A 25,224-nucleotide genomic window follows, 5' to 3' on the forward strand; every position below is an offset into this window, starting at 1 on the left:
ACGGACGAGGCTCCCAGGCAGTTGAGAGAGGTATCTGACATGCGATCTCGGTTGCCGGGGAGCCCCGTTGATTACGTATCCTGCCGCACTCGACCTCCCGCATGCCCTCGTGGAGACGGTCACGATGCTGATCGTCCTTCGTGAGGGTGACCGCCGGTGCAAGCTCCGTCCGTCCGCGCGTGCGGTTGTCGCGCTCGTGTACTTGCGCCAGCACACCACGCTGGCCCAGATCGCCGCTGGTTTCCGCATCAGCGTCGGGACCGCGCACGCCTATGTCCGCTCCGTGGTGGGCCTGCTGGCGCGCCGGGCTCCGGGGCTGACGCGGGCCCTGCGTGAAGTGAAGGCCCGGGCGGAATACGTGCTGGTGGACGGCACCCTCGCGGAGTGCGACCGGGTCGGTGACGGCCGCGGGGACTACTCGGGAAAGCACCGGCGTCACGGTGTGAACCTGCAGGTCGTCACCGATCCGGACGGCACCATCGTATGGATCTCGAAGGCGCTGCCCGGTCGCACCCACGACCTCACCGCCGCCCGCACCCACCGGATCATCGACACCTGCCGCAGACTCGGTATCCCGGTCCTGGCCGACCTCGGCTACCTCGGTGCCGGCGGCACCATCACCACCCCGATCCGACGTTCTCCCGGCAAAGAACTCAACCGCCGGCAGCTATCGCTGAACAGGGCTCATGCCCGCCTGCGCTACCCGGTCGAGCGCGGCATGGCCCGATTGAAGACCTGGCGGATCTTCCGCAAAGCCCGCTGCAGCCCCACCTGGCTCACCACCGCAGCCAAAGCCGTCCTCACCCTTGAGAGCTACTGCTGAAAATCCTCACTGTCCGGCTCCGCGCACCGGCAGCAGCGCCACCGGCACCTGCTGTCCGCCGTCACCCACGCCCCCGCCCTCGCCCTGGCCCAGCGGGAGGTGGGGCCAAGACCAACGACACAGCCGCCTTCCGTCCGCTGTTGGAACCCCTCGATCCGACCGCGCACCGTGGTCACCTTCGACGCCCTGCACAGCGTCGAGGACCAGGAGAAGAAAGCCCACTGCATCGCGGTGATCAAGGGAACCCAGCCGACCGCGTCGGCCCAGGTCAAAGCCCTGTCGTGGGAACAGGTGCCCGTAGCGCACACCGTCTCCGGCATTGGGCACGGGCGGCGGGAGTCCCGCTCGGCCAAGACCATGGCCATCGCGGCGAACCTGGACCCGATCGCCTTCCCGCAAGCACGGCCGGCCCTGCGCATCCACTGGCGCCGACAAGAGAGCAAGGGCTCGGCCAACTCCGGCAAGGGTGCGGCGAGTTCGCTCCGCGAAGCCTGGCCACCGTGCGGGCGATGGGCATCACCGCGCAGATCATCGTCCGCGCCGGCTCTGCGTACTTCTCCCACAAGGTCGTCGACGTCTGCCGCAAGGCCGGCGCACGGTTCTCGGTCGCGGTCAAGAAGACGATCCGCGAGGCCATCGCGGACATCGCCGAGGACGCCTAAACGCCGATCCGGTACGCCGCCGCCGTCCGGGGACGAGGAGGAGGAATGCCGGATCTCCGACGCCGAGATCACCGAGGCCCCCTTTCACAGCGTTCACCAGCAAGAAGAAGTTCCACGCCACCGCCCGGCTGATCGTGCGCCGCGTGAAGCGCCTGAACCTCAAGAGGATGCGCGAGGCTGTTCGGCGTCTGGCGCCACCACGTCATCTTCACCGACAGCCCGTTCCCCTGGCCCAGGCCGGACCCATACACCGCGACCACACCCAGACCGAACAGGCCTTCGCCGATTTCGAACACTCCGCGCTCGCCCACGCCATCGGGGAAGTTCCCTCGCCGCCACTGCCTACAATCTCACCCCGCGCCGCCGGGCCATCTCGCCTCCGTCTTCCACGCCAGGGCGCGGACCGGCACCATCGCCGCCACCTGATCAACATCCCGCCCCGCTCGCCACCGGCGCACGCCGCCTCACCCACCACCTGCCCCACCTCTGGTGCTGAGCCGACGACTTCACCCACCTGCGAACGGCAACCGGACAGCGCATGGTCACCTGCCCCCCACGACCGCCCGGCCCGCCCACGACCCGAAAGACCTCGAAGCCCCCGCACGGACGGTCACCCGGCGATCACCGCTACCCGCATCCCAAAGAAGAACCCAGAACCCGCCCGAAACCCATGATCACAATTCACACGGTGGATCGAGACTGAAGCATCACCGACAGCCCGCTCCCAGCGGGAACTTGAAGCCGCCCTGCCGCAACTGTTCCCACGGCCAACACCGGGAATGACCAACATCAACTGACGCAGTAGGGGCCATTTTTTCACCCCGTCGGAATCGGCTCACAATTCAAGGTGTCGTGGACACGTAACGTCAGGCGAGTTGCAGCGTTTACGGCTGAAGTCCGGCCACGGACGAAGGTCCACTCGAACTGACGGCGGAGCTGGTCCGGTACGGGATCTGGGGCAATCGCGCTAGAGGGTTACTCCGCCTCCACAGACCTGAGCAAGATCTACTCTTCCCTTTACCTGGCGAGATGCTTGCAATAGGCAGTGCGTACCGACGGGACAGGGTGAGATAGTTTTGAGTGCATCAGATCAGATAGTCGCTTACGGCATTATATTCACACTCACGGGATTCTTTGCGTGCATCATTTTGTTGCTTATCCTGGGACTCGCCCGTGAGGCGATCGCCGAAGTTCGCAGGCATCTGAGTTCTCGACGAGATTAAGTACGTGCCATTTTGGCTGTTACCGCGTACGCGCACTCCTGTCGTTTTGCAGCGACGAATGGGAGGACCCTGCCGAACCGCACTTCACCTTGCGGGCAACCTACTTCAACAGCATAAGGATGCTGAGGACCGCGACAGTGGCTGTCGAAATTGCTCAACTGCGCCATGTCTTTGCAAGACACCAGGTTTCGGCAATGATCACCGAATCCCATAGGGTGCTTCTCGGAACTCGGCGTGGCGGCCTGCTCTCAGAGCATGCCAACACCAATCATGGGAAGCAACTCGCACAGAAGGAATTGCAAGCGCGATGGAAAACGAGGACCAACCCGCGGCCGGATGGACTGTACCAGGTTACACGCATGATCGCGAGCTCGGCTCGGGTGCCAGCGGATTAGTAGTAGGAGCACGGGAAGACGCAACAGGAACTGCAGTAGCCATCAAGTATCTTAACCAAGAACTGTGCGACGACCCTGCTTTTCGTAAAAGATTTCAAGAAGAGGCCCGTCTGCTGGCGAAATTGCGGTCTCCTAGTGTGGCTCAACTGTACGAGTTTGTCGTGAATCCCGCTGGAATGGCCATCATTATGGAGCTCGTAGATGGCATTTCTTTACGTACGCTTTTGAGTATCGAAGGCATCGTAAGCCCTGAGGCCTCGCTCACACTACTCAAGGGATCATTGCTCGGCCTAGCAGCGGCACATGCTAGAGGTGTCGTGCACCGCGATTATAAGCCCGAGAACATCCTCGTCTCCCTGAATGGATCATCCAAACTCGTAGATTTCGGCATTGCTGTACCGAATGGGGCGGTGGCTGAAATCGCAGGTACGCCATCCTACATGGCACCGGAACAGTGGAGGGGGCAACCAGCCACGCCTGCTACCGACGTCTATGCCGCGACGGCAACATTCTTTGAATGCCTGACTGGAACAAAGCCCTATAGCGGAAGTACGACAACTGCACTGGCTGTACAGCATGCTGAAAGCCCCATCCCTGTCCACCAGGTACCAGAGCCGCTGCGTTCACTGATATACCGTGGCATGGCCAAAACGCCAGTCGAAAGACCAGAAAGCGCGACGGCTTTCCTCCACGATCTTGAAATGATTGCATCGGTAGCATACGGCGCCGAGTGGGAAGATCGCGGACAGAGGAAGTTGGCAGCCCTTACTGCTCTACTACCTCTACTCTTCCCGTTTACCACTGGCCCTTCCTCGGCGGGTACAGCACTAGCCACCACTTCGCTGAATCAGCCTGGGAGAGCTGTCTATCAGCGGGCTTCCACCGATTCGATTTCTATTCGTCGTAGATGGAGAAGGCCTAGTGTCTACCTCGCAGGCGCTGGCGCAATCGCCACGTTCATCGGCGCGGCGATAGTCACTGCACCTTCGCATGACCGCGGGAGTGCGACCTCGCCTGTGGTAGGAGTCGCGCCCACAGCCATGTCGTCCTCGGTGGTTCCTTCTGCTGGTGGCCCGTCTACCTCATCGGCCGCATCGGCAAATGTCACAGAATTGAGCACCCCGTCAGAGGCTCCCGGCTCTGGCGCCGTACCTTCACCGTCCATTAGTGCCCCTGATGCGACTGAAACGACAGTAGGCCCGCGTACTACGGTGTCACCGCAGGCAGACCCCGGCACGCCTAGCGCATCCCCGACTTTTGCAACCGGGGAACCACTGCCTTCGACGTCACCGGCGAGGACCGTGCATGTACTTTCCGTTAACATCACCAACGTCGACTGCAAGGGCAGTCGGGGTGACGCCTCTATAACGGTGCACACAAATGGGGTCGCTGGGGGCAGTTTAAATCTCACCTGGCTGAGTGGGGACCGCCCCGAGCCACAAGGCAGCCACGTGGAGGACGTACAAACTTTCCCCCTTCCTGAAGGCGAGAACTCCGTATACATTAGTGCGCACCATTCCTTTGCCGGAGAAAACTGGTGGGGCGCTATGGTGTCAACCTCACCTGACGCCGACAGTGGTGAAAGATCGTATAAATTCCTCGATGCCTTTGTGTGCGATCCTCCCCGCTGACCTACCGACCTGGAAATTCACGATGACCCAACCTCTGAGCCCACAACCATCGGATAGCACTAAACCACAGCGTATCGGCGATTTTGCGGGCACCGATGAGGAACCCACCCAAGTGAGCAATCCGCCGACAGTCACCGAAGGGCTGCCCAAACCTGTTTCCACATTCCCTGAAGTACCCGATCATGAATCACGCGCCACACTGCTCGACGCTGCTGCACTCTGGGAGAGCACGGACTCCACCGTCATATTTCCCGAGGACACCGTGCCTCTCCTCGACACAACAGCATCTCTGACTCAGCCATCGTCCAGCTCAGCCAGAGACTTGGAGTATAACCTGGATTACCGGTTCAGGGTGCCAGGTCAAAAGTGCCCAGCCAGCGCGAGTCAGCCTTTTCGTTACGGCCGAAAATGGCTCCTGCCGGGTATCGTCCTACTCGCTGTCGTCGCGTACTTCGCGTGGTCTCGTTATACCAACCTGACCGACATCGCGAGTGTCACCGTTCGCGCTTCCCCCGCCAAAGTCACGTGTGACGAAACCATAAAAGTAATTGGTCTCGTAAAAACAAACGGCGATCCTGGCATCATCAGCTACCGGTGGCTACGCAGCGACGGCACCCATTCCGCAACACTGCGTGAATACATTGCCTGGGGCACACGGCAAACGGAAGTTTCCATGCATTGGGCTGTCGAGGGGCGTGGATCCTTCCGTGCCACGGCGACTCTCGAATTACTTCCTCCTACACCAATGAGCGCTCGCATCACGATTCCCTATTCATGCTGAATAGGGGCATTGCAGAAGAACCAATGGCATGTCTCACCCTTCCGTGGTTACTGACCTTCAAAGCGTGGTGTCGTAGGGCTGACGTCTCATGATCCCTGCGGTATGCCGACCGCATGAGGTATGCGCAAGGGGGCGGGCTGACCGACGAACGGCGGGCCTTCCGCGAGAAGTTGCGGTTGCAGGCGGCTGAGCGGTTCAGGCAGGGCGACGAGAACACGGTCATCGCTCACGACCTGCGGGTCCGCGTTCGGTCGGTACAGCGTTGGCGCACATGGTCGCTGGACGGGCCGAGAGCCCTGGCCTCGAAAGGCCGGCCTCGCTGCCGTTGCTCAGCGACGAACTGTTCGCCGCGCTGGAGCGTGAGCTGGCCAAGGGCCCGGTGGCACATGGGTGGTCGGACCAAACGTCGACCCTGTCGCGGATCAGGACGCTGATCGGGCGCCGCTTCCACAAGAGGTACACCGTGCAAGGAGGATTTTCAGCAGTAGCTCTCAAGGGTGAGGACGGCTTTGGCTGCGGTGGTGAGCCAGGTGGGGCTGCAGCGGGCTTTGCGGAAGATCCGCCAGGTCTTCAATCGGGCCATGCCGCGCTCGACCGGGTAGCGCAGGCGGGCATGAGCCCTGTTCAGCGATAGCTGCCGGCGGTTGAGTTCTTTGCCGGGAGAACGTCGGATCGGGGTGGTGATGGTGCCGCCGGCACCGAGGTAGCCGAGGTCGGCCAGGACCGGGATACCGAGTCTGCGGCAGGTGTCGATGATCCGGTGGGTGCGGGCGGCGGTGAGGTCGTGGGTGCGACCGGGCAGCGCCTTCGAGATCCATACGATGGTGCCGTCCGGATCGGTGACGACCTGCAGGTTCACACCGTGACGCCGGTGCTTTCCCGAGTAGTCCCCGCGGCCGTCACCGACCCGGTCGCACTCCGCGAGGGTGCCGTCCACCAGCACGTATTCCGCCCGGGCCTTCACTTCACGCAGGGCCCGCGTCAGCCCCGGAGCCCGGCGCGCCAGCAGGCCCACCACGGAGCGGACATAGGCGTGCGCGGTCCCGACGCTGATGCGGAAACCAGCGGCGATCTGGGCCAGCGTGGTGTGCTGGCGCAAGTACACGAGCGCGACAACCGCACGCGCGGACGGACGGAGCTTGCACCGGCGGTCACCCTCACGAAGGACGATCAGCATCGTGACCGTCTCCACGAGGGCATGCGGGAGGTCGAGTGCGGCAGGATACGTAATCAACGGGGCTCCCCGGCAACCGAGATCGCATGTCAGATACCTCTCTCAACTGCCTGGGAGCCTCGTCCGTTGCCCTGCCAGCCATCCCCTTGCATCACTCGATCAGTGGCCACCCTGAAAACGCTCAAGGAGTGGCCGCCCTGCTCAAGCGGCACGGTTGGAGCTGCCAGGTCCCCGCCCGGCGGGCGATCGAGCGGGACGAGAACGTGGTGGCCGGCTGGGTGAAGGAGACCTGGCCCCAGGTGGAAGGACCGTGGCGGCGCTCGACGCCTGGCTCGTCTTCGAGGACGAAGCCGGATTCTCGATGACGCCGCCGACCACCCGCACCTGGTCCCGCCGCGGCCACACCCCTGTGGTCCGCGTCCGGGGCCGCTCCCACCGCCGCTTACCGCTGGCGGCGACCGCCTTCATCGCGGACCACTCGGTGTCGTACTCGGGCCGCACCACGGCGACCATGCGGACCGCACGTTTGCGCAGCTCAAGAGGGTAAGGGGAAGGGCGTGCCATGACTCGATCCTCTCAAATGATCGAGTCCCTATCGAACCCGGAACGGTTCAGACGGCCTCTTGTGCATGGCCTCTTGTGCGTCTTCCCACCGCTGCTTTTGCGCTGGTGGAAAGCCAAAAGTGGGCAGCAACCTGCTACGGAGAAGTAGAAGACCCAGTGTGAAGCTTCCTCTTGATGTTGGACACCTGGAGACTGGGACGTGAGGTTTCCAGAGAAGTAGTGCAAGGTGGGAAGCAAGTGCAACCGCAGCAGGCGGTATACGGAGGAGTTCAAGCGCGATGCGGTCGCGCTGGTCCGGTCCTCCGGCAAGACCGTCACCGAGGTGGCCCGGGAGATCGGGGTCAGCGCCGAGGGGCTGCGGAACTGGGCCAAGCAGGACACGATCGACCGCGGGCATGGGCACCGGGTGAGCTGACGAGCGCGGAGCGGGAAGAGCTGAGTCGGCTGCGTCGGCAGAACCGTGAGCAGGCCGAGACGATCGAGGTGCTGCGAAAAGCGGCGGTCTTCTTCGCGAAGGAGAGCGATCGATGAGCGAGGTGTACGCGTTCATCGAGGCGGAGAAGACCACCCGCCATGTTGCTCTGTTGTGCCGGCTGCTGAAGGTAGCCCGGTCCTCCTTCTACGCCTGGCTGGCCGGCGAGCCGGCCCGCGCCGCCCGCCGGGCCGCCGACGACGCCCTGGCCCACGAGATCACCGTGTTGCACATCGCCTCCCGGCGCACCTACGGGGTGCCGCGCATCCATGCCGAGTTGCGCAGGCTGGACCGGCGGGTCAACTGCAAGCGCGGCGACATCACTTACACAGCCGTTGGCGCGACATGGCTCTACCTCGCCACGGTGATCGACATCTGCTCGAGGAAGGTGGTGGACTGGTCGATCGCGGACCACCTGCGCACCTCGCTGGTCACCGACGCGATCGAGATGGTCGTGGCCGCCCGCGGCGGCCGAGTCCACGGCGTCGTTTCCACACCGACAGGGGCGCCCAAGGCGGATTCAACTTGTCGTCGCAACACCTTGATCACGGAGGTGTTGGATGGGACGGCCAAGGAAGCCGATGCCGCAGGTGCCGGCCGGGGCACGACGGCAGTGGGCCGCGGATCGGGCGATGCGGGCACCGATGCGCTCGCCCGGCCGCCCGGAGCCGTCGCGCGCTGTGCAACGGGAGTCTGGCGCCTGATCGCGTCCGGGGTCACAACGGTCCAGGCCGCCGAAGGGGTCGGCGTGTCGGCACCGGTCGGGATCCGATGGTTTCGACACGCTGGCGGGATGACGCCGCTGAGCCTGGACGAGCCCACCGGCCGGTACCTGTCGTTCGCCGAGCGTGAAGAGATCGCTCTGCTCAGGGCCCAGGACAAGGGCGTGCGGGAGATCGCTCGCAGGATCGGCCGAGACCCCGGGACCGTCTCTCGTGAACTGCGCCGAAACGCTGCGACCAGGGGCGGCAAGCCGGTATACCGCGCCGTGGTGGCGCAATGGAAGGCGCAGCAGGCCGCAAAGCGTCCGAAGCCGGCGAAGCTGGTGGGCAACGAGCGGCTGCGCGAGTACGTGCAGGACCGGCTCGCTGGCAACGTCCGTGGCATGACGGCACGATCGTCCCGGGCCCCAGGACACCGCCGTGGAAGGGGTTGAACAAGCCCCATCGCCGAGACCGACGGTGGTCGACGGCATGGAGCCCAGAGCAGATCGCGCATCGGCTGAAGGTCGACTTCCCCGATGATGAGTCCATGCGCATCAGCCACGAGGCTATCTATCAGTCGCTGTTCATCGAGGGGCGTGGTGCGCTCAAGCGTGAACTGGTCACCTGCCTCCGAACGGGGCGAGCGTTGCGGGAGCCGAGGGTCAGGTCACGGAACAAGCCCCAAGGGCATGTCACCGCCGATGTCGTCCTCAGCGAGCGCCCCGCCGAGGCCAACGACCGGGCCGTACCCGGGCATTGGGAAGGCGACCTGATTATCGGGACGGACAGGTCCGCGATCGGCACGCTTGTCGAGCGCAGCAGTCGTTCAACGCTCCTGGTCCCAGGGCCCCGGCGTGTGCCTGGATCGTCCGGTTTGGTTATGTGATGCCGTAGAGGGCGAGGACGCGGGGGCGCTCGGTGTGGGCTCGTCGTCCGGCGGCGGTGTTGACGTAGCCGGCGAGCTTGAGCGCGCTGCGGATCAGGTCGCGGAGGGTAGCGAGTACGGCGGGCGCGTTGCGGGTTCTGACCTGGGACTTGTCCTCGTTGAAAGTGACATCTCGACACCAGTGGACGGTATTTTCCACGGTCCAGTGCCCGCGAGCCCAGGACGCGATCTCGGCTGCGTTCGCTTCCTCGGCGGGCAGGTCGGTGATGGCGTAGACGGTCTCGCTGGACCATTTTTCGCCCCGTAGAGACGGCGTCGGCGCTGGATCCGCAGGACCTGGGCCGCGTGCGGGAAGAGCAGGCCCTCGACGGTGACGACCTGCACGAGCCGCTGCTCGTGACGGCCGTGGCCCCGGGCGTCGTCGCGGTGGATCACAGGGATCTCCTTCCAGGGCAGGGCGTGGAGTTGACGGGCCTGGCCGCGCTGGTTGTTCTTGATGGTCAGCAGGTAGTGAGCGCCGCGTTCGCGCAGGTAGATGGCGTGGTCGCGTTGGGCGTGGAGGGCATCGGCGGTAACGACCACCCCCGTGAGATCCGCGTCGTCGATCTGGTCGAGGAGAGGTGCGAACTCGGGGATTTCGTTGGTCTTCGCGCCGATCTCGCGGGAGGCGAGAGTGACACCGTCGCCGTGACGGACGGCGGACAGGACGAAGACGCGGCTGCCGTCCGGGCGCCTCGCGCCGCGCAGGCACTTGCCGTCCACCGCGATCGCCCGCCGCCGGAGCCGTACCGGCTCGGCGCGGGCGGCCGCCCGGTGAGCCCGGCGCTGTTCACGTTCGGTGCCACCGTCGGGCATCACCGGCTCCGGCCGGCGGGGCTGTGCGGACAGCAGAGGCCGAAGGTAGTCGTAACCGGCCGCGCCGATCTCACCGGGATCGAGTCGCCCCAGGACGCTGCGCAGGGTTTTCTCGCTCGGCACCCGGTAGCGGCCAAGGAGTGGGTGGTAGGGCAGGCCGAAGGCGGCCAGTTCCTCCGGCGCCGCACGTCGGCACCACTCCGCCGCCGCGGTGATCGAGTCGTGGCCGGACGGGGTCATCGCGCAGACCACCAGGGCCAGCAGCGAGGAGAGCCGGTACCGCACTCCGCAAGCCCCTCTCGGATCGGTGACCGACTCGAACTCGGCGACCAGGCAGCGCACTTGCTCCTTGGCGGCACCCTCGCCGAGGGCTTCCAGGCAGGGCGCACAAGGCACGGGGACAGCGACAAGGGATGATGGAGAAACGAACACGGCACCTTCGTGGATCTTGCAGCGTAGAGAACTACATGATCCACAGGTGCCGTGTTCACCTGCTTCCGGGGCCCACCACCGAGATCAACACCCCAGACCGGGACGATCCAGGCACTCGCCGGGGCCCTGCTCCTGGTCCACCTACCACGCATGGAAGGCTGGGGCGAGAAGCCGTATGTGAAAAACGGGCCGTCGCTCGGCGGCTACGGGGCCGTCGCGATGAACGCCGCGCTCACGGCGTCGATGACCAAGTTGCCCGACCAGTTGCGCAAGACCCTGACGTGGGATCGCGGGAAGGAGCTTTCGGGCCACGCGCAGTTCGCGCTGGAGACCGGAACGCGGGTGTTCTTCGCTGACCCGCACGCACCATGGCAGCGCCCGACGAATGAGAACACAAACGGTCTGCTGCGGCAGTACTTCCCCAAAGGCACCGACCGGTCGCGCTGGTCCGCTGACGAACTCGAGGCCGTCGCTCACGCGCTCAACAACCGGCCGCGAAGGATCCTCGGATGGAAGACGCCCGCTGAAGTCTTCGAGGAGCAACTACGCTCGCTTCAACAAGTCGGTGTTGCATCGACCAGTTGAACTCGCCCAATACAGTGCGGCCGCCTTCGCCGAAGTGTGCGGCCGGCACGGCATCCGGCGCAGCATCGGCCGGGTCGGCTCAAGCTATGACACTGCCCTCACCGAGTCGTTCTTCCAAGGCCTCAAGCGCGAGCTGCTCCACGGGAGGCACTGGACCCCGAAGGCGCAGACACGGCTCGAGCTGTTCCGCTGGCTGTCGTACTACAACCGGCGCCATCGGCATTCCGCCCTCGCCTACCTCACACCAGCCGAGTTCCAACAGCAACTGATCACATCACATACGCTGTCACTCGCCGTATGAAACCCGGTGTCCACTCCCGGGGAACCAACCTCAAACCGAAGATCCACCCGACACGGTTACACCACCACAGGGGACATGACCCCGCACCTCGTCGCCCTCATCCGAGCTGGCGCCCCCTTCGAGAACGGCCTCCTCGTCGAACGAGGCGAGATCCTCGCAGCGTGATCCACCTCAACTGATCCACAGGCCTTGACAATTACTCAGGTGGCTGGCCAGGGCTGGTGTGGGTCCTTGAGGTCGACGAGTTGACCCTGCTGAAGTGGCATAGGTACGCGACGTCGCTGCTGGGCCTCGCAGCACGTCCGCCTATCGACGTGCTGTCTGGCCTTGAGACCGATCGGCCGCTGACTCCATCCAACCACCCTGAGGGGAGATCGTGTGCCGTGACCAGGTCTCGGCCTACTCGGAGGCCGCATGGCGGGCGGCACCGCAAGCGGTTCAGTTTGGCAGGGCCAAGGCCCATCACCGGTTGGGCGCGGCGATCGTCTGAGAGCGGCCGGTGATGTGGCCAAGTGCGTTAGCAAGTTCGCGGCGGGTGGTAACGCCGAGTTTGGTGTAGGCGTGGTGGAGATGGTTGTCGACCGTGCGCACGGACAGGTGCAGGGTGTCAGCGATGTCTTTGCTGGGAGTTCCGTGCGCGGCGAGCAGAGCGATCTCCCGTTCCCGAGCGGTCAGAGGGGAGACCGTTTCCGTTGTGGCCAGCAATGGCGTCCGGGCGCCCTGACAGCGGGCGGCACATGACTGTGCCTGCTGGCCAGCTGCTGCTGCGCGGCGTGTTTGACCGGTTTGCCGCGCAGCAGCGGCCGCTGCCATGGCAGCTTCTGCAGCCAGCAAATCAGCGCCTATCTCCTCCAGTTCGCCTGCCACCGCTAGCAGCTGCTCAGCGCGGCCAGAGGCCAGTGCTGCGACTAGTCGGGCACGGGCAGGTGCAAAGGCGCCGTCGCACCCTGCGGCCAGGTCGAAGAGTCGATCAGAAACGCTCTTTGGCCCACCGAGTCGTGCCAAATCCGTCAGCAACAAAGCCTCGGAGGTAGCGTAACCACTGTCGCTGGCATCTTGGACTGCTTCGGCAAGCACAATTCGGGCTTGGGTCAGTTGGCCGCGCGACGCGAGCAGCCATGCTTCGCCGAGACGATCCTCCCCCGCAAAAGAACCCGTCGGTTGACATGCCATGGCCTCGGTCTGAAACTGCTCGGCGGCGTCCAGATCACCGAGCACTGCTGTAGACGCAGCCAGACCTGCCAACACCAGACGTAGCGGTGTTATAGGGTAAGGGTTTCGGGCTAGCGCGGCAGCTTCAGCCCACCAGCGTCGTGCGGCGAAGGCATGCCCCGCAAGCCACTCGACACGGCCCAGGAGAAAACTTGCCCAAACCTGGACTGGGCGCACGGGAGCACGAGAGGCTGAGAGTTCGGCAACTGCCTTTTCTCCAATTATTCGAGCTTCAGCAAGTCTGCCACTTTCAGTTAGTGCAAGGACCTGGGCGGTAAGCTGAGTAGCGGGGTGCGGGGCGAGAGTTTGGTCTTCGAGTTCGAGGTGCACAGAATATGCGCGTTCGGCCCAAGTCAGTGCTTCAGATGTGCGCCCTGCATAGGAAAGTCCTAGGGACCTTGTCGACGCTCCCATCAGCCATAGATGAATGTCAGGGAAGTAACGGGCATCTTTCGCCAAGGAATCGATGTCCTCCAGCAGTGCAAGACCACGGGCCGGCTGGCCGGAGACGACCAATATATAACTTTCAGCGATTCGAAGCAGCTCCTGACCAGCAGCGCTGGTTACCCTCATTCGGGCGGCCTCTGCAACTGCCAATGCCTGAACTGAACGGCCGGCCATCCACTGGAGATTGAGCATACGGGTGATCGTTAGAGAGATCTTCTGATCTTCGTTGATCATCACAGAATCGGCGTCAGCCAGGACTGCGTCCGCTCGCTCCCATCTACCGAGTTCCCACAGCGCCTCGCCCAAAAGCAGACGAGTCTGAGCGGTCCAGCAGCTTTCAGGTACTGCATCGATTAGGACGATGACCTGTTCGTAGTCATGAGCGTGCCGGGCAAGGCCCGCAGCTTGAAGAAGCAAGGCGGGGTCTGCGGTGCCTGTGGCTGCTAGTCGCCAGCTGGCAATATGTAGTGCATCATCTCGGCGCCGGGTACCGCGGGATTCGGCCCGCTGAACCTGCTGTAGCAAGGTGCGGCGACGAACCAGGTGAGGGATGTCAGCGCGAATAATCTCTCCATACAGCGGGTGGGCAAGTTGCAGGGTTGTACGGCGCCGGTCGGTGTCAATCTGGACGATCCCGGCTTCCTCCAGATCGGTCAGGACGACTGGGCCGGCCACCGCCTCGGCGTCCATGAGGGAAACGGGTCCGCACACGCTCAGGAGTTCCAGCACGGACCGCGCGCCCTCACCGACGGCAGCCAGCCGCACACCAATCAGCTCGGCCAGTCGTGGCGTGCCCGCGCGCCAGTCCCCGGCCAGTTCCCAGATTTCCCCGTCGCTGGCAAGTGAGCCCGCCTCCAAGGCGCCAACCACCAGTTCCCGCAGGTAGAGCACGTTCCCCCCTGCTGCGGTGTGCAGCTCTCGCAGGGCACGCCGTTTTACAGGCCGACCTAGAGCTGCCTGCAGTAGTACTTCTGCCTGCTTTTGGTCGAACGTCGAAAGGTCGATCCGGTGAACCGCATCCCCGCCGGTCAAAGCGTCGACTGCCTCCCTCACAGGTTCCCCGCTGCGTACGGTGCCGATGAGGCGGATCACACCGGCATCGAGCAACTGGCGGAGCAAAACCGCCGATGTCGAGTCCAGGAGGTGCAGATCGTCAATCAACAGCACCCAACGCCGCCGCTCTGGTCCCACCAGCGAGCGGGCGACCTCGGCGAAGCCGGAGACCGGGTCAGACAAGTCGATTCCTGGCGGGATCAAGTGTGCGATCGCTCCCAGTGGTACCTCAGCCGCTGTCGCGGAAGCCGTCGCCCGCCCAGCCTTCCAGCCCTCGCCGACCGCTTGAGCAAGAAACTCCTCGGCCAACCGTGACTTGCCCACGCCCGCCGGTCCGAATACCACCACGCCCCGGTATCGGCGATCCCCCCAGGCTGTGGCGAAATCCGTCAACTCAGTGTCCCGACCTGCCAGCGGCCACCGCGCAACTCGGCTTCTCACTCCGTGACCGCCTTCCGATTTACCCACCTGATCGGGGCCTTGTGGGCCTCGGGGACCTGCACACCCACACTACTCATGCTCTGCGATTGCCGAGCTCTCTTCCTCGTTCTCTTCAGATGTGAGGACTCCTCGCCACAGCGCCCACGGCAGTGTGTGAGCCGAAGCGGCAATCCCGCATGTCGTCCAGGCGGTGAAGATCCTTCGGCACCGCACCGATCTGAAGACCGGCAAGGTCACCCGGCAGACCGTCCACGCGATCACGGATAGGACAGCACGCGAGGCATCGCCCCAGCTCATCGGCCGTATCGCCCGGTCCCAATGGGGCATCGATCTCGTTCCAGGTCGATCCGGTGGTGGTTTCGGTGATGCGGATCAGCAGGGCGAGCCAGCAACACGATGACGTGCACCCGGATGCGTTCCTCGTGGCGGTGGTAGACCGGCCGCAGGTCGGAGGATCTGTTTCATGTCGCGCCAGCGCAGGACGGTTGCAAGTTCCGGGATCGCGTAGATCGTCGGTGTCGGCGGGAGTTGGCGCAGCAGACAGCACAGGCACGAGACCGGTGATCATCAGGGTGTCTACGCCAGCTGATCACGTTGGGGTCCCGTGCCTGCCGCTTCGTCCTCCCCGATCCCTGTCGCCCTGGCGTAACTGGGCCCGTTCACCAGCACGACACCGGCCGCCTGCGTGCCGGCCTCCAGCGCGTACCCGACCCGCGGTCGCGTCGCGGACGGTGGTATCCCCTGGCCGGCCTGCTGCTGGTCTGCGCCTGCACAGTCGTCTCCGGCGCCCGGACCATCACCGAGATCACCGCGTGGGGACAGCGCGCCACCACCACGGTGCTGAAACACCTCGGCATCCGCCGCCATCTGCCCGGACGTCGCCGGGCCCCGTCCCATGCCACCCTCACCCGGCTCCTGGCCGCCCTCGACGGCGATGCCCTGGACGCCGCGATCAGCACCTACCTGGCCGGACACAACCACACCGACGCCCGGCACCACCGGCCAACGAGACAGCCGCCTTCCGTCCGCTGCTGGAACCCCTCGATCCGACCGGAACCGTGGCCACCTTCGACGCCCTGCACAGCGTCAAGGACCAGGTGCGCCGGCTCGTCCAGGAAAAGAAGGCCCACTGCATCGCGGTGATCAAGAAAACCCAGCCGACCGCGTCGGCCCAGGTCAAAGCCCTGCCGTGGGAACAGGTGCCCGTAGCGCACACAGTCTCCGGCACCGGGCACGGGCGGCGGGAATCCCGCTCGGTCAAGACCACGGCCACCGCGGCGAACCTGGACCCGATCGCCTTCCCGCAAGCACGGCACGGCCCTACGCATCCACCGGCGCCGAGAAGAGAGTGGCAAGCGGCAGACCCGGGAGACGATCTACGCCGTCACCAGCCTCGATACCCACCAGGCCAGCCCTGCCCAGCTGGGGCGGATACGTGCGCGGGCACCGGGCAATCAAAAATTCCAGCCACCATGTCAGAGATGTGGTGTTCGCCAAGGACGCCTCCACCGTCCACACCGGCAGCGCGCCGCGGGCAATGGCCGCTCTGCGGAACCTGGCCATCGGCAGACTGCGGCCGCTGGAAGCGGACCACATCGCCAAGACCACCCAAGCGATCCGGGACATCAGCGACAGCCGCCCCCCACCGGGAACTTGAAGCCGCCCTGGACCCAGCCGCGCTCGACTTCCAGGAGCTGCTTGTAGCCGAGCAAGACCGCAGCCGACCGGGCGGCCCACATGCGGCCAGGGCTTCGGCATAGTCGCGTGACGCCCGGTTCGTGATCATCCGAGGCCAGGAGGGTGAGGGGGCGACGGGGGTTGCGGGCGTTGTGGTGGGGGCCTGGCCGCGGTGTTCTACGCTCCGGCTGTTCGGAGGGCTCCGATGGCGAGGTTGCGCCAGGTGGCCATCGCGCGGGGCGCGTTGTCGGTGTTCCAGCGGTCGCGGACAAGTTGGGCGAGCTCGGCCGGGGTGGCCTGCTCGTCGGTCAGGCTGGTGACGGCGTAGACCTCCTGCTTCGTCAGTACTTGAGGCTAAAATCCGTGCCGTCATCAACGGATGCCAATGCTGCATGATGCTCCTCGCTGCCTGGGTGAGCCCCTGGATCATTAGGACACCAGCTGACGGCCCATGCGACCAAGAATGCTGCTTGCGTCAGCAGTACGCACGCTACGGCGATGTAAAGCAAGTCAATCACCCAAAGAACGTAGTATTACGAGTATATTCGCGACCGCCAACTAACTATAGATGGCAGCTTGAGATGCATTCGAGCACATCACTTAGGCAAGCCCTGAGTAACGTACACTTGGGCATCCACACCCTTAAAAAGGGCGTGACGCTGACGGAATAAATTACGGCCAACTGTCCGCTTAAAGACGCGACGCTGGCGGGGAATTCGAGCAGTTCCTGTTCATCCTGGCTAACGCGCTGCGGCAGCGGCCGAGGCCGCTCTCGTAGAGTCCGACAGCTCGGCCACTCTCACGAACACACCGAAACGAGCGGGACCCCTGCTGCACGCGACTCGATAAGTAGGGGGTGGTGTAACGTCCCAATATCAGCTGCGTCAACTACGCTGCGACCAGGCACCAATCAGTGGCGGGAGCGTTTGAACGGCACACGCACCGATTGCCTCGTCACGGAGTCGCCCACCGAGCGTATCGATATCCAACTCTTCTGGGATTACCGCTCCTTGCCGCTCAAGCATGGGCAGGAGACTGCGCAATGTGTCCGCCAAATAGTGGTACCCAGGCCACGAAGGACCGCCCCCCATCGGTGTCGACATCATCAAGTGCGGTGCCGGCAGCCCGCCCTCAAGGTATTGGCTATAGAGATTTAGTCCCGCGCGGGTATCGGGCCCTCGCTCTGCTCCGTGCCGAGGAACCGCGTAACCCAGCACGCGTTCAAAGAGTGGAGTCGACGGATAGGAGACAGGTGGCGAACTGAGGTTAATTTCCTGGAAAGCCACGACGCCACCGGGCTTCACGAGGCCAGCAGCTTTCCGCAACAGCGCCGCGGAGTCGGGAACGTACATAAGGATCCATCGCCCTGTCACGGCATCGAAGTCTTTCTCCAGAGAAACAGTCCGCACGTCTCCTTCGACGAACCTGACGTTGCCGTATCCCATGGTGGCGCAGCGCGTCCGCGCCACCTTGACGACCTCAGGGTTCTCATCCACGCCCAACACGGAGCCCTCAGGCCCTACAAGATCAGCCAAGAGCAAAGCGACATCACCGGCTCCACTGCCTACATCCAAGACCTTCATTCCTCTAGTGATGCCAGCAGCCTGCAAAAAGGCGCGAGTGTAAGGAGCGTAAATCGTGCCTTGAAAAATCAGGCGACGCGTCTCGGCCTCTGAGCGACCCAGAACGTAATCGATCGGTTCTTTAGCGTTACTCACTGAACCTCCATATCTTGGGGTGCGTAGCTTCAGCATGAGTAGCCTCGAGTACAGCATGCACCTACGAGGAGGCCGAGCAATGAGTATCACCTACTCAGCCGCCGGACAGTAGCTGGCACTATCGAATTATGCAGATCGTGGCGGACAATACGCCTCCTCGCAGGAGTGGGTGGGAAGAGCCTTCAAGGTGGCCTCTCCCTAGGAAATTTCGGCACGCACGCGAAGTAGCTCTAATCAAACTCAATCGCCGTTCACACACGCGCGAACCCTGCCAACCCCTGCCCGATGGCTGCTGCAGCTGCGTGCCCACGCTAGACAGATCACGGCGACTTGACGTTACTTCATACTCTTGACTGTGGTCCTCTGCCCGTATATCCGTAAAGGAGTCGGATGCGGTGGCAGCAATTTCTTTGAAAATGGACTGCAGATTCTGCTGTGCTTCTTGCGTTGCCCGAGTAGAAGGGAGGTCGGCGGCGATCCGGTCGCCCGGCAGAAGCGTCCCGTCCAGGATCAGTACACCTTCATCGATGCGGCCCGTACTGCTTCGGCGAGCGTGGGGGCGAGGCGGCCAGGACATTGACGGGCTCAATGATGTACCGATAGGCGGTGGTGGTTCCGATACCGAAGCTGGCTGTGAGCTGGGCATGGGCTCGCCTTGCGCAGGTGGGAAGAGGGCGAGCAGGGCCTGTCGTCCCGCACTCAGACGTCGCCATCGGATGCCAAGAGTTGCCGACGTTCCCTCAGGCGGCCGGCGAGGAAGCGGCAGGCGGCGCTGGCCACGGCCGGACGGGCACGCAAGCATGCGAAGCCTCTGGTGGAGACGGTCCTCTTGGTCGAAACCCAATGCCCAGGGACTTCATCCGTCTGTCAGGCCAACTGACGAGCCGCGACGGAAGACGGAAGTTGGAAAGGACTCACTGGGTGAAAGCCGGTGCTCAAGCCTCTCATCAGCGGTCTGTTGATGCCTTCATGCCCGGTGGTACCCGGAGGATGCAACAAGAGGAAGCACGCCGTGAGACCGCAAGATTCGTTACCGAGCCACGAAGGAAGTCAAAAGCTGGAGTGATGTATCCGTCGACTCCTGTGTGCTGTTGCAGACTGAGACGAGTACTGTGACTGGATGACGGTTGGGGTTTCGGCCGGTCTTCGTTGCGACGCTCCTCATCAGCGTCGATGATCAGGATGTGATGCGATGAGAGTCGAGGACGCCCGTTGGCCGTTGGTCGGGCGTGAGGAGGAGCTGAAGGCGTTCTCCCTGGCTTTCGCGGGCAGGAAGGGCCGGGGATGGGTGATCCATGGGCCTGCGGGGGTCGGCAAGTCTCGGCTGGCCGAGGAAAGCCTGACAATTGCAAGACAGGCAGGTTACAGGACTGGGCGCGCCACGGCCACTGCGGCGGCCAGCACCGTGCCCTTGGGAGCTATTGCGCACCTGATCCCGGCCGGAGTGGATCTGTCGGACCCCGCTAAAGGGTTCCAGACCGCGGCTGCCGCGCTAACCGGGCCGCAGCGGCGTCGATGGGCGTTCTTGGTTGATGACGTCCATTTGCTGGACGCCACCTCCGCCATGCTGCTGCAGCAATTGATGGATGCTGGAGTGGTCCGCCTCATTGCCACCATTCGTAGCGGGGAGCGAGTCAACGATGCGGTCGCTGCCTTGCGGGACAGCGCCGAGCTGCAGCAGGTTGGCCTGGCTGAGCTTAACCAGTCCCAAGTCGAGCGGTTGCTCCAGACGGTGTTGGACGGACCCGTCGGCCGACTCACCCTGTACCGCCTGCACATCAGCAGCGGCGGCAACATGCTGTATCTGCGCGAACTCGTTCTCGCAGCCCTGGCTGCCGGCACTTTGACTAACAGAGGTGGAGTGTGGGAGCTGGCCGAGCCCTCACTTTTGACCGTACGACTGACCGAGTTGATCGGTGAACGCTTGGCCTCCGCAGGCGAGACCGGAAGAGCGGTGCTGGAGATCCTCGCCCTGTGCGAACCACTGTCCATTACCGAGGCTATCCAAGCTGCCTCCCTGGAGGTCGTGACCGACCTCGAACGTGCGGGACTGATCCGCATCGGTCACGACCGGCGACGAAGCGCGGTAACGCTGACCCACCCGCTATACGGAGAAGTGCTACGTACACAGTTGCCCACCCTGAACCGCCGTGCCGTGCTGCTGGCGCAGGCCGAGCGCATCGAAGCTTGCGGTGCCAGACGTCGTGGCGACGCGCTGCATATTGCCACCTGGCGCCTGGCCGCTACTGGCACCGCCGATCCCGCTCTCTTGGCCCAAGGTGCCACGCTTGCCCGCCATGCTCACGACTATCCCCAGGTCATCGCTCTCCTAAAGGCCCTGCCTGACCTGCATCAGACGTTCTCTACCCGACTACTGCTTGGGGAGTCGCTCCTTGAACTGGGCATGTGGGAACAAGCTGAGGCTGTTCTCATCAAGGCAGACAAGCAAGCCTCCACGGAACAGGAGAAACTGGCCGCAACGTTCATCCGAACGAATAATCTCTTCTGGACCGGCGCCCGTACTGCCGACGCTCTTGCGGTGAACGATGCCGCTCGCGCTTACATTGCCGACCCCGTGGGCCGGTACATGCTGCAGGTGAACGAGGCCTGCATACGCACGGTCTCGGGGCAACCGCTTATCGGTGTAGAACTGCTGAAAGACCTTGAGCACGACGTCAGGGAGGCGCCGGACGTCAACACGTGGCTGCAGGGCACCATGATGAAGTCTGCGGGGCTGGCAATGCGGGGGCGCGCGAGGGAAGCAGCTGCCCTGGCAGAACGCGGCTATGCCGTGCACGTACAGATCGATCGCCAAGCGCTCATAGCCCACCCTGCGTCGCAACTCAATTCACTTGTGATGGCGCTGACGGAGGCCGGAGAGCTTACTGAGGCGCGGAAGATCGGTGAGGGCGCGTTTGCTGATCTCTTGGCAGCACGCGCTACGCTTCCCCGAGTTTGGGTAGCGTTCCACATGGGACGTGCGGAGTGGTTGGCTGGGCATCCGGCAGGAGCACGCCGCTGGTACGCGGAAGCCGCGGTGCTGGCCCAAAATCATGGCACGGCGCTGCATCCCGTCCTCGCCGGGTTGGGAGCATCTGCGGCACTGTGCGGTGACCTTGAGGCAGCACAAGAGGCTCTGTCAGCGCTGGAAGATCATCAGCCTATGGGAATCCTCACTGGTGAGGAGCAACTCTGCGAGGCGTGGATTTTGGTAGCTCAGGGCCGAGTTGCACAGGCCAGGGACCGGCTCACCAGTGCAGCCGGGGCCGCCCGCGGTAGCGGTCACATCACTTCTGAGGCACTGCTCCTCACTGATATCGCTCGACTCGGCGGGGCTAAGGACGTTGTCGAACGGCTTGCCGAACTCGCCCAGCAGAGCGAGGGAGCACTGGCTGTAGCCCGCTCTCATCTGGCTGCCGCTTTGGCCGCCGACGATCCCGAAGGCCTCATGGCGGTTTCTGCTGAACTCGAAACGATGGGCGTGGATCTGCTTGCTGCCGAAGCTGCGAGCGCAGCTGCCGTAGCCTGGCGCCGAACCGGCCACAACCGGCGTGCAACACCAGCCGCCCAACAGGCCGCCACGCTCACAGCGCACTGTGAGGGTGCCCGCACGCCGCTGCTGGTCACGGCTGAATCCGCTGCGACGTTGACCGCCCGCGAACGCGAGATTGCTCTACTGGCCGCGACCGGCACCGTCAGTAAGGACATAGCCGAGACGCTGGGGCTCTCGGTCCGCACTGTGGACAACCACCTTCACCACGCGTACTCGAAACTCGGTGTTACCACCCGTCGGCAACTCGCAGACACTCTTGGCGTCACCGCTCGCATCTCGTCCCGATCCGGCACCTCAAGTCCATAAGCTTGTTTAGCAGTGAGTCTCCAGGCTTGAGATATGAGCAGGTCATCCCGCTCGCCGGCGTCGGCCTCGGCCTGCCGGATCCAGTTGCGCGGGGCTTCGTGATGCACGCCGAGATCCTCGGCCATACGGCGGATCACGGGCTTCGGCTCGGCAGTCCGGTACATCCGCACCGCACGCTCACGCAGCTCGTCGGGGTACTTCCAAGACCACGGAGTTAAGGGTTATCTGGCGTTGTCAAGGGTGGTTCGACGGGGTCTTGGAGGTGGGGTGTGAGCCAGGGCTTCGGCGTAGTCGCGTGATGCCCGGTTCCTGGCGGACTGTCAGCTCAAGGGCGGTGTTCTCGGGACGTGACAGGCACGGCTTCCAAGATCATGGAGTTCTCTACGCCCCGTGATCCAAGTGGAAGACCGTGCCTGCCGACGCATCATCTCTGATCCCGCCTGCCCTTGACCAACTGCGCGAGAATCCGCAGGTCGGACCCGAGGAGCTCCCGGGCCTGCTGGAACGGCTGGCCGAGGTGCCAGACCCGCGTGACCCACGCGGGGTGCGCCACCGCCTAGCCGTCGTGCTCACTCTCACCGCGTGCGCGGTGCTGGCCGGAGCGACCTCACTGCTGGCGGTCGGCGAATGGATCGCCGATGCCCCTGGGCATGTGCTCGAACAGGTCGGTGCGAACCCCGATCCGCTTCTGCCCAGGCGGGTCCTGCCCGCCGAGAGCACGGTCCGCCGACTGCTGGCCCGCATCGACGGCGACACGCTGGACGGGGCAGTCGGACGCTGGCTCGCCGACCGTCTCCCGAAGGCGACCGGGCTGCGTGGCCTCGCAGTGGACGGCAAAAGCCTGCGCGGCGCGGCCGGCACCGCGCTCCGTGCCGACTCAACAGGCACCCCTCGACCTTCGCTGGCGTCGCATCAAGGCCCAGCTCCACCGCGATCTCCTTGGCTCGAAACAGCCCGTGACCCGTGGATCGTTGATGTTCCAGCAGGCCCAGAATGCGCTGATAGTCCGGCGCCAGAACCGTCACCGGCAACCCTTCCCGCCAGGGCGGCACCGGCGAGCCCAGCACCGGCGCGAGCGACGGCGCCGCTTCCTCCTAAGCCTCGGTCTCGGTCACGGCGGAGGTCTCGGCAGCCGAGGCTGCCAGGGCCTCGACCAGCTCTTCCCGCGCAATCGCCCCGGTCCAGATCGATCTCGGCGGCCTCCAGCACCTCAGCCAGCCGGGCGACTTCCTCCCGCCGCTCTTCCGCCCGCACACGAGCCGCTGTCTCCCGCTCCTCCAGCATTCCCAGCACCGACGCCATCGCGCACCCCTCGCTCACGGAACGGAAACAAGACGCCGGATGCCTCTCCCATTCCGAGCTACACCATGTCTGACCAGCAGAAATCAAGCGATCACGTTCGGTTGAGATACGGTTTGTCGGCGTCGGCTGAACCTGGGTTCTGGATCACTTTCAGTGCTAGGGCCACGGAGGGTCACCGAAACCGCGATCATGAACGGCATCGCGCGGTGAGGAGGACCCGTTTGCGGAGCAGGTCGAAGTTGGCTCGGCCGAACATCTGCCGCTTCAACATCTTGATCTTGTTGTTCTGACCCTCGACCGCGCCGGAGCTGTAGCGAAGGCTGAGGCCGGCGACGACGGCATCGAGATCCTGGCCGAGACCGGTGACGAAGGTATGAAGGGCTGGCAGGTCCTCGGCCCGGACGCTCGTGATCCACTTGTTCAGGTCCGGCCCTGACGGTTGTTCATGAGCTCGGCAAACGTGCGGACGTGGTGGGCGGTGCGGTCGAGCGCGGGGCAGCGAGCCAGGATCGCTTTGAGCTGCTGGGTCTGGTCCTCGGTGAGGCGGTCGGGATGGCGGGTGAGCCAGCTGGTCACATTCCGCACGGACGGCGTCTTGTGGGGCGGGTCGTGCGGAAAGTTCTCGCGGAGTTTGGCCACGTAGACCTTCACCACGTTCTCGCCGCCGGGGTAGCCACGTTCGCGTACTTCCTCGAACAGGCGGCGGGCGACGGTGCAGCCCTCCGCCCACCGCTGGTGCAGGTAAGGCTTGTAGGGGTCGAGAATGCTGGCTCGGCCGGTCCACCGGCCAACCAGGAGTTCGTCCGCGCTTGCCGCGTTGGCGAAGCGGCGGACGGTATTGCGGGCCAGCCCCTGTTGGCGGGCGATCGCGCGCAGTCCGATGCCCTGCTCGAGGAGAGCGTGGATAGCCGCGTGCTGTTCCCGGATGCGGTCGGAGAGTCGGCCGGTTGTCCGCGGCCCTCTGGGAGAGGGCGGATCGAGGTTCGTGTTCTCCGTGTCCGCGACGGCCTGGGCCGTGGCGGCGTCGTGCGGCTCACGTAGCAGAGCGCGGTGTTGAACGACTGTCTTCTCGACGGCCTCAGTAAGGTTCGACCAGATGTGCCATCGGTCCGCGACGTGGATGGCGTTCGGGGCGCCGAGCCGTCCGGCCTCGGCATAGGCGGTGGAGCGGTCCCGACAGATCACCTCGATGCCGGGATGGTCGGCGAGCCACTTGGCGACCGTCGACGTCGTCCGGTCCGGCAGCAGGTCGATGGGCTGACGGGTTTCGATGTCGATCAGGATCGTGCCGTACTTGTGGCCCTTGCGCAGCGCGAAGTCGTCCACCCCGAGCACCCGCGGTGTCGAGGTCTCGGGCTCCGGCAGGCGACGGATCAACCGCAGCAGTGTCGACCTGCTCACCCCGGCGGCCAGAGTCTGGGAGAGGCGGGCACCGGCACGGCCGGCCAGCATCACCGCCACACGCTCCAGCACTGTCTGCAGCCCGGCGCTGCGTCGGCCGTGCCGGACGGTCAGTCCGTCGACCTGCTCGGCGAACGTCGCCTGTCTGCACAAACGTTGGCCGCAGCGGAACCGCCGCACCTGTAACTCGATCAGCACCGGACGCCCTCTGACCGAGCTGTCGGCGAGCCGCCGTACGTACCGGCTGTGCACCCGAGACGACAGCGTCCCGCACGCTGGACATACGACCCGCTCCGCAACCGCCCGGGCCCGCACGGCCACCAACTCGCCGTCAGGCACAACGTTTTCGATCACGACACCTTGGACCTGGTGGAACCACAGGTTCTGGAGGAGAACATCACCCACGACCGTTCATGATCGCGGTTTCGGTGACCCTCCGTGGCCCCAGCACTGAAAGTGATCCAGAACCAGGATTCGGGCGACGGCGAGACGGTTTCTTAGCTTGACGTTTAACTGCGCCTGTCACCCGACCTGCTGATCTGCGGTTCTTTTCCGGGACAGCGAAGGCGGCCGTTCTCCACCCTTCGAGATGTCGAGTCACGAAGCACGAGAGAACGGCCGCTGCT

The 25,224-nt window shown here is 64.3% G+C and carries 18 protein-coding genes and 7 pseudogenes; 16 read left to right on the top strand and 9 right to left on the bottom strand.

Annotated elements, in window-relative coordinates; genetic code table 11:
* Positions 1-67 precede the first annotated feature (67 nt).
* The gene (locus tag OG985_RS03025) at positions 68-823 is read left to right on the top strand and encodes a transposase family protein (protein ID WP_371666485.1); all 756 of its coding nucleotides are present in this window, start codon (positions 68-70) and stop codon (positions 821-823) included.
* Between the two features lie 509 nt (positions 824-1,332).
* On the top strand, positions 1,333-1,485 hold the full coding sequence (locus tag OG985_RS03030; RefSeq protein ID WP_371666689.1) for a hypothetical protein: 153 nt from the start codon (positions 1,333-1,335) through the stop codon (positions 1,483-1,485).
* Between the two features lie 68 nt (positions 1,486-1,553).
* On the opposite strand, the gene OG985_RS03035 is transcribed toward OG985_RS03030, so the two are convergent.
* Positions 1,554-1,796, bottom strand: coding sequence for a hypothetical protein (locus tag OG985_RS03035; RefSeq protein WP_371666690.1), 243 nt, complete (start codon positions 1,794-1,796; stop codon positions 1,554-1,556).
* A gap of 1,219 nt (positions 1,797-3,015) precedes the next feature.
* Between OG985_RS03035 and OG985_RS03040 the strand changes: the two genes are divergently transcribed.
* Complete coding sequence (locus OG985_RS03040; protein WP_371666691.1) at positions 3,016-4,734, top strand: protein kinase; 1,719 nt, start codon at positions 3,016-3,018, stop codon at positions 4,732-4,734.
* A gap of 22 nt (positions 4,735-4,756) precedes the next feature.
* Entirely contained in the window at positions 4,757-5,515 is a 759-nt protein-coding gene (locus OG985_RS03045) for a hypothetical protein (RefSeq protein ID WP_371666692.1), read from the top strand.
* Between the two features lie 478 nt (positions 5,516-5,993).
* Here OG985_RS03045 and OG985_RS03050 read toward each other — a convergent pair whose 3' ends face one another.
* A complete protein-coding gene (locus OG985_RS03050; RefSeq protein WP_371666485.1) occupies positions 5,994-6,749 on the bottom strand; it encodes a transposase family protein in 756 nt (251 codons plus the stop codon).
* A 26-nt stretch (positions 6,750-6,775) separates the two neighbouring features.
* On the opposite strand from OG985_RS03050, the gene OG985_RS03055 reads away from it, so the two are divergent.
* The 5 genes and pseudogenes from OG985_RS03055 to OG985_RS03075 form a co-directional block, all read left to right on the top strand.
* Positions 6,776-7,054: a winged helix-turn-helix domain-containing protein gene (locus OG985_RS03055; protein WP_371666693.1), complete on the top strand. Its 279-nt coding sequence runs from the start codon at positions 6,776-6,778 to the stop codon at positions 7,052-7,054.
* Complete coding sequence (locus tag OG985_RS03060; protein WP_371674172.1) at positions 7,000-7,236, top strand: hypothetical protein; 237 nt, start codon at positions 7,000-7,002, stop codon at positions 7,234-7,236. The genes OG985_RS03055 and OG985_RS03060 overlap by 55 nt, the downstream gene beginning before the upstream one ends.
* Positions 7,237-7,479: 243 nt before the next feature.
* Positions 7,480-7,668 carry a transposase gene (locus OG985_RS03065; RefSeq protein WP_371666695.1) on the top strand — a complete coding sequence of 63 codons (189 nt, stop codon included), beginning with the start codon at positions 7,480-7,482 and terminating at the stop codon, positions 7,666-7,668.
* A gap of 112 nt (positions 7,669-7,780) precedes the next feature.
* Positions 7,781-8,188 (top strand): annotated as a pseudogene (locus OG985_RS03070) (DDE-type integrase/transposase/recombinase); the annotation flags it as partial.
* Positions 8,189-8,306: 118 nt separating this feature from the next.
* Positions 8,307-9,282 (top strand): annotated as a pseudogene (locus OG985_RS03075) (IS30 family transposase); the annotation flags it as partial.
* A 25-nt stretch (positions 9,283-9,307) separates the two neighbouring features.
* On the opposite strand, the pseudogene OG985_RS03080 reads toward OG985_RS03075, so the two are convergent.
* Positions 9,308-10,602 (bottom strand): annotated as a pseudogene (locus OG985_RS03080) (ISAs1 family transposase).
* A gap of 129 nt (positions 10,603-10,731) precedes the next feature.
* Between OG985_RS03080 and OG985_RS03085 the strand changes: the two are divergent.
* A pseudogene (locus OG985_RS03085) lies at positions 10,732-11,187 on the top strand (IS30 family transposase); the annotation flags it as partial.
* Between the two features lie 4 nt (positions 11,188-11,191).
* Positions 11,192-11,488: pseudogene (locus OG985_RS03090) on the top strand (integrase core domain-containing protein); the annotation flags it as partial.
* Positions 11,489-11,950: 462 nt separating this feature from the next.
* Here the strand turns inward: OG985_RS03090 and OG985_RS03095 are convergent.
* Positions 11,951-14,668 carry a LuxR C-terminal-related transcriptional regulator gene (locus tag OG985_RS03095; protein ID WP_371666696.1) on the bottom strand — a complete coding sequence of 906 codons (2,718 nt, stop codon included), beginning with the start codon at positions 14,666-14,668 and terminating at the stop codon, positions 11,951-11,953.
* Positions 14,669-14,831: 163 nt separating this feature from the next.
* Here OG985_RS03095 and OG985_RS03100 point away from each other — a divergent pair, with 163 nt between their 5' ends.
* The 3 genes from OG985_RS03100 to OG985_RS03110 all read left to right on the top strand — a co-directional run bounded on the left by OG985_RS03100 (position 14,832) and on the right by OG985_RS03110 (position 16,298).
* On the top strand, positions 14,832-15,041 hold the full coding sequence (locus OG985_RS03100; protein WP_371666697.1) for a hypothetical protein: 210 nt from the start codon (positions 14,832-14,834) through the stop codon (positions 15,039-15,041).
* A gap of 194 nt (positions 15,042-15,235) precedes the next feature.
* Positions 15,236-15,784 carry a transposase family protein gene (locus OG985_RS03105; RefSeq protein WP_371666698.1) on the top strand — a complete coding sequence of 183 codons (549 nt, stop codon included), beginning with the start codon at positions 15,236-15,238 and terminating at the stop codon, positions 15,782-15,784.
* A gap of 340 nt (positions 15,785-16,124) precedes the next feature.
* Entirely contained in the window at positions 16,125-16,298 is a 174-nt protein-coding gene (locus OG985_RS03110; protein WP_371666700.1) for a hypothetical protein, read from the top strand.
* 904 nt (positions 16,299-17,202) lie between these two features.
* Here the strand turns inward: OG985_RS03110 and OG985_RS03115 are convergent.
* Together OG985_RS03115 and OG985_RS03120 are read right to left on the bottom strand one after the other, a co-directional pair.
* Positions 17,203-18,036: a class I SAM-dependent methyltransferase gene (locus OG985_RS03115; protein WP_371666701.1), complete on the bottom strand. Its 834-nt coding sequence runs from the start codon at positions 18,034-18,036 to the stop codon at positions 17,203-17,205.
* Positions 18,037-18,485: 449 nt separating this feature from the next.
* Positions 18,486-18,834, bottom strand: a pseudogene (locus tag OG985_RS03120) (IS5/IS1182 family transposase); the annotation flags it as partial.
* 394 nt (positions 18,835-19,228) lie between these two features.
* Here OG985_RS03120 and OG985_RS03125 point away from each other — a divergent pair.
* Positions 19,229-21,895, top strand: a complete 2,667-nt coding sequence (locus OG985_RS03125) for a LuxR C-terminal-related transcriptional regulator (RefSeq protein ID WP_371666702.1) — start codon at positions 19,229-19,231, stop codon at positions 21,893-21,895.
* Here the strand turns inward: OG985_RS03125 and OG985_RS03130 are convergent.
* Positions 21,790-22,083 (bottom strand): annotated as a pseudogene (locus OG985_RS03130) (transposase); the annotation flags it as partial. The gene OG985_RS03125 and the pseudogene OG985_RS03130 sit on opposite strands and share 106 nt — an antisense overlap.
* Before the next feature lie 356 nt (positions 22,084-22,439).
* Here OG985_RS03130 and OG985_RS03135 point away from each other — a divergent pair.
* A complete protein-coding gene (locus tag OG985_RS03135) occupies positions 22,440-23,270 on the top strand; it encodes a transposase family protein (RefSeq protein WP_371674240.1) in 831 nt (276 codons plus the stop codon).
* Between the two features lie 114 nt (positions 23,271-23,384).
* Here the strand turns inward: OG985_RS03135 and OG985_RS03140 are convergent, their stop codons facing one another.
* Both OG985_RS03140 and OG985_RS03145 read right to left on the bottom strand, forming a co-directional pair.
* A complete protein-coding gene (locus tag OG985_RS03140) occupies positions 23,385-23,696 on the bottom strand; it encodes a transposase (RefSeq protein ID WP_371674242.1) in 312 nt (103 codons plus the stop codon).
* On the bottom strand, positions 23,618-25,003 hold the full coding sequence (locus tag OG985_RS03145) for an ISL3 family transposase (protein ID WP_371666703.1): 1,386 nt from the start codon (positions 25,001-25,003) through the stop codon (positions 23,618-23,620). Before OG985_RS03145 ends, OG985_RS03140 begins: the two co-directional genes overlap by 79 nt.
* Between the last annotated feature and the right edge of the window lie 221 nt (positions 25,004-25,224).

The sequence above is a fragment of the Streptomyces sp. NBC_00289 genome (assembly GCF_041435115.1).
In the GTDB taxonomy this organism is placed as follows: domain Bacteria; phylum Actinomycetota; class Actinomycetes; order Streptomycetales; family Streptomycetaceae; genus Streptomyces.

Excerpts from the sequence above, each read along its gene's own strand:
- OG985_RS03040 (WP_371666691.1), top strand. The coding sequence starts at position 3,016 with ATGGAAAACGAGGACCAACCCGCGGCCGGATGGACTGTACCAGGTTAC.
- OG985_RS03055 (WP_371666693.1), top strand. The coding sequence starts at position 6,776 with ATGTCAGATACCTCTCTCAACTGCCTGGGAGCCTCGTCCGTTGCCCTG.
- OG985_RS03045 (WP_371666692.1), top strand. The coding sequence starts at position 4,757 with ATGACCCAACCTCTGAGCCCACAACCATCGGATAGCACTAAACCACAG.
- OG985_RS03125 (WP_371666702.1), top strand. The coding sequence starts at position 19,229 with ATGAGAGTCGAGGACGCCCGTTGGCCGTTGGTCGGGCGTGAGGAGGAG.
- OG985_RS03030 (WP_371666689.1), top strand. The coding sequence starts at position 1,333 with ATGGGCATCACCGCGCAGATCATCGTCCGCGCCGGCTCTGCGTACTTC.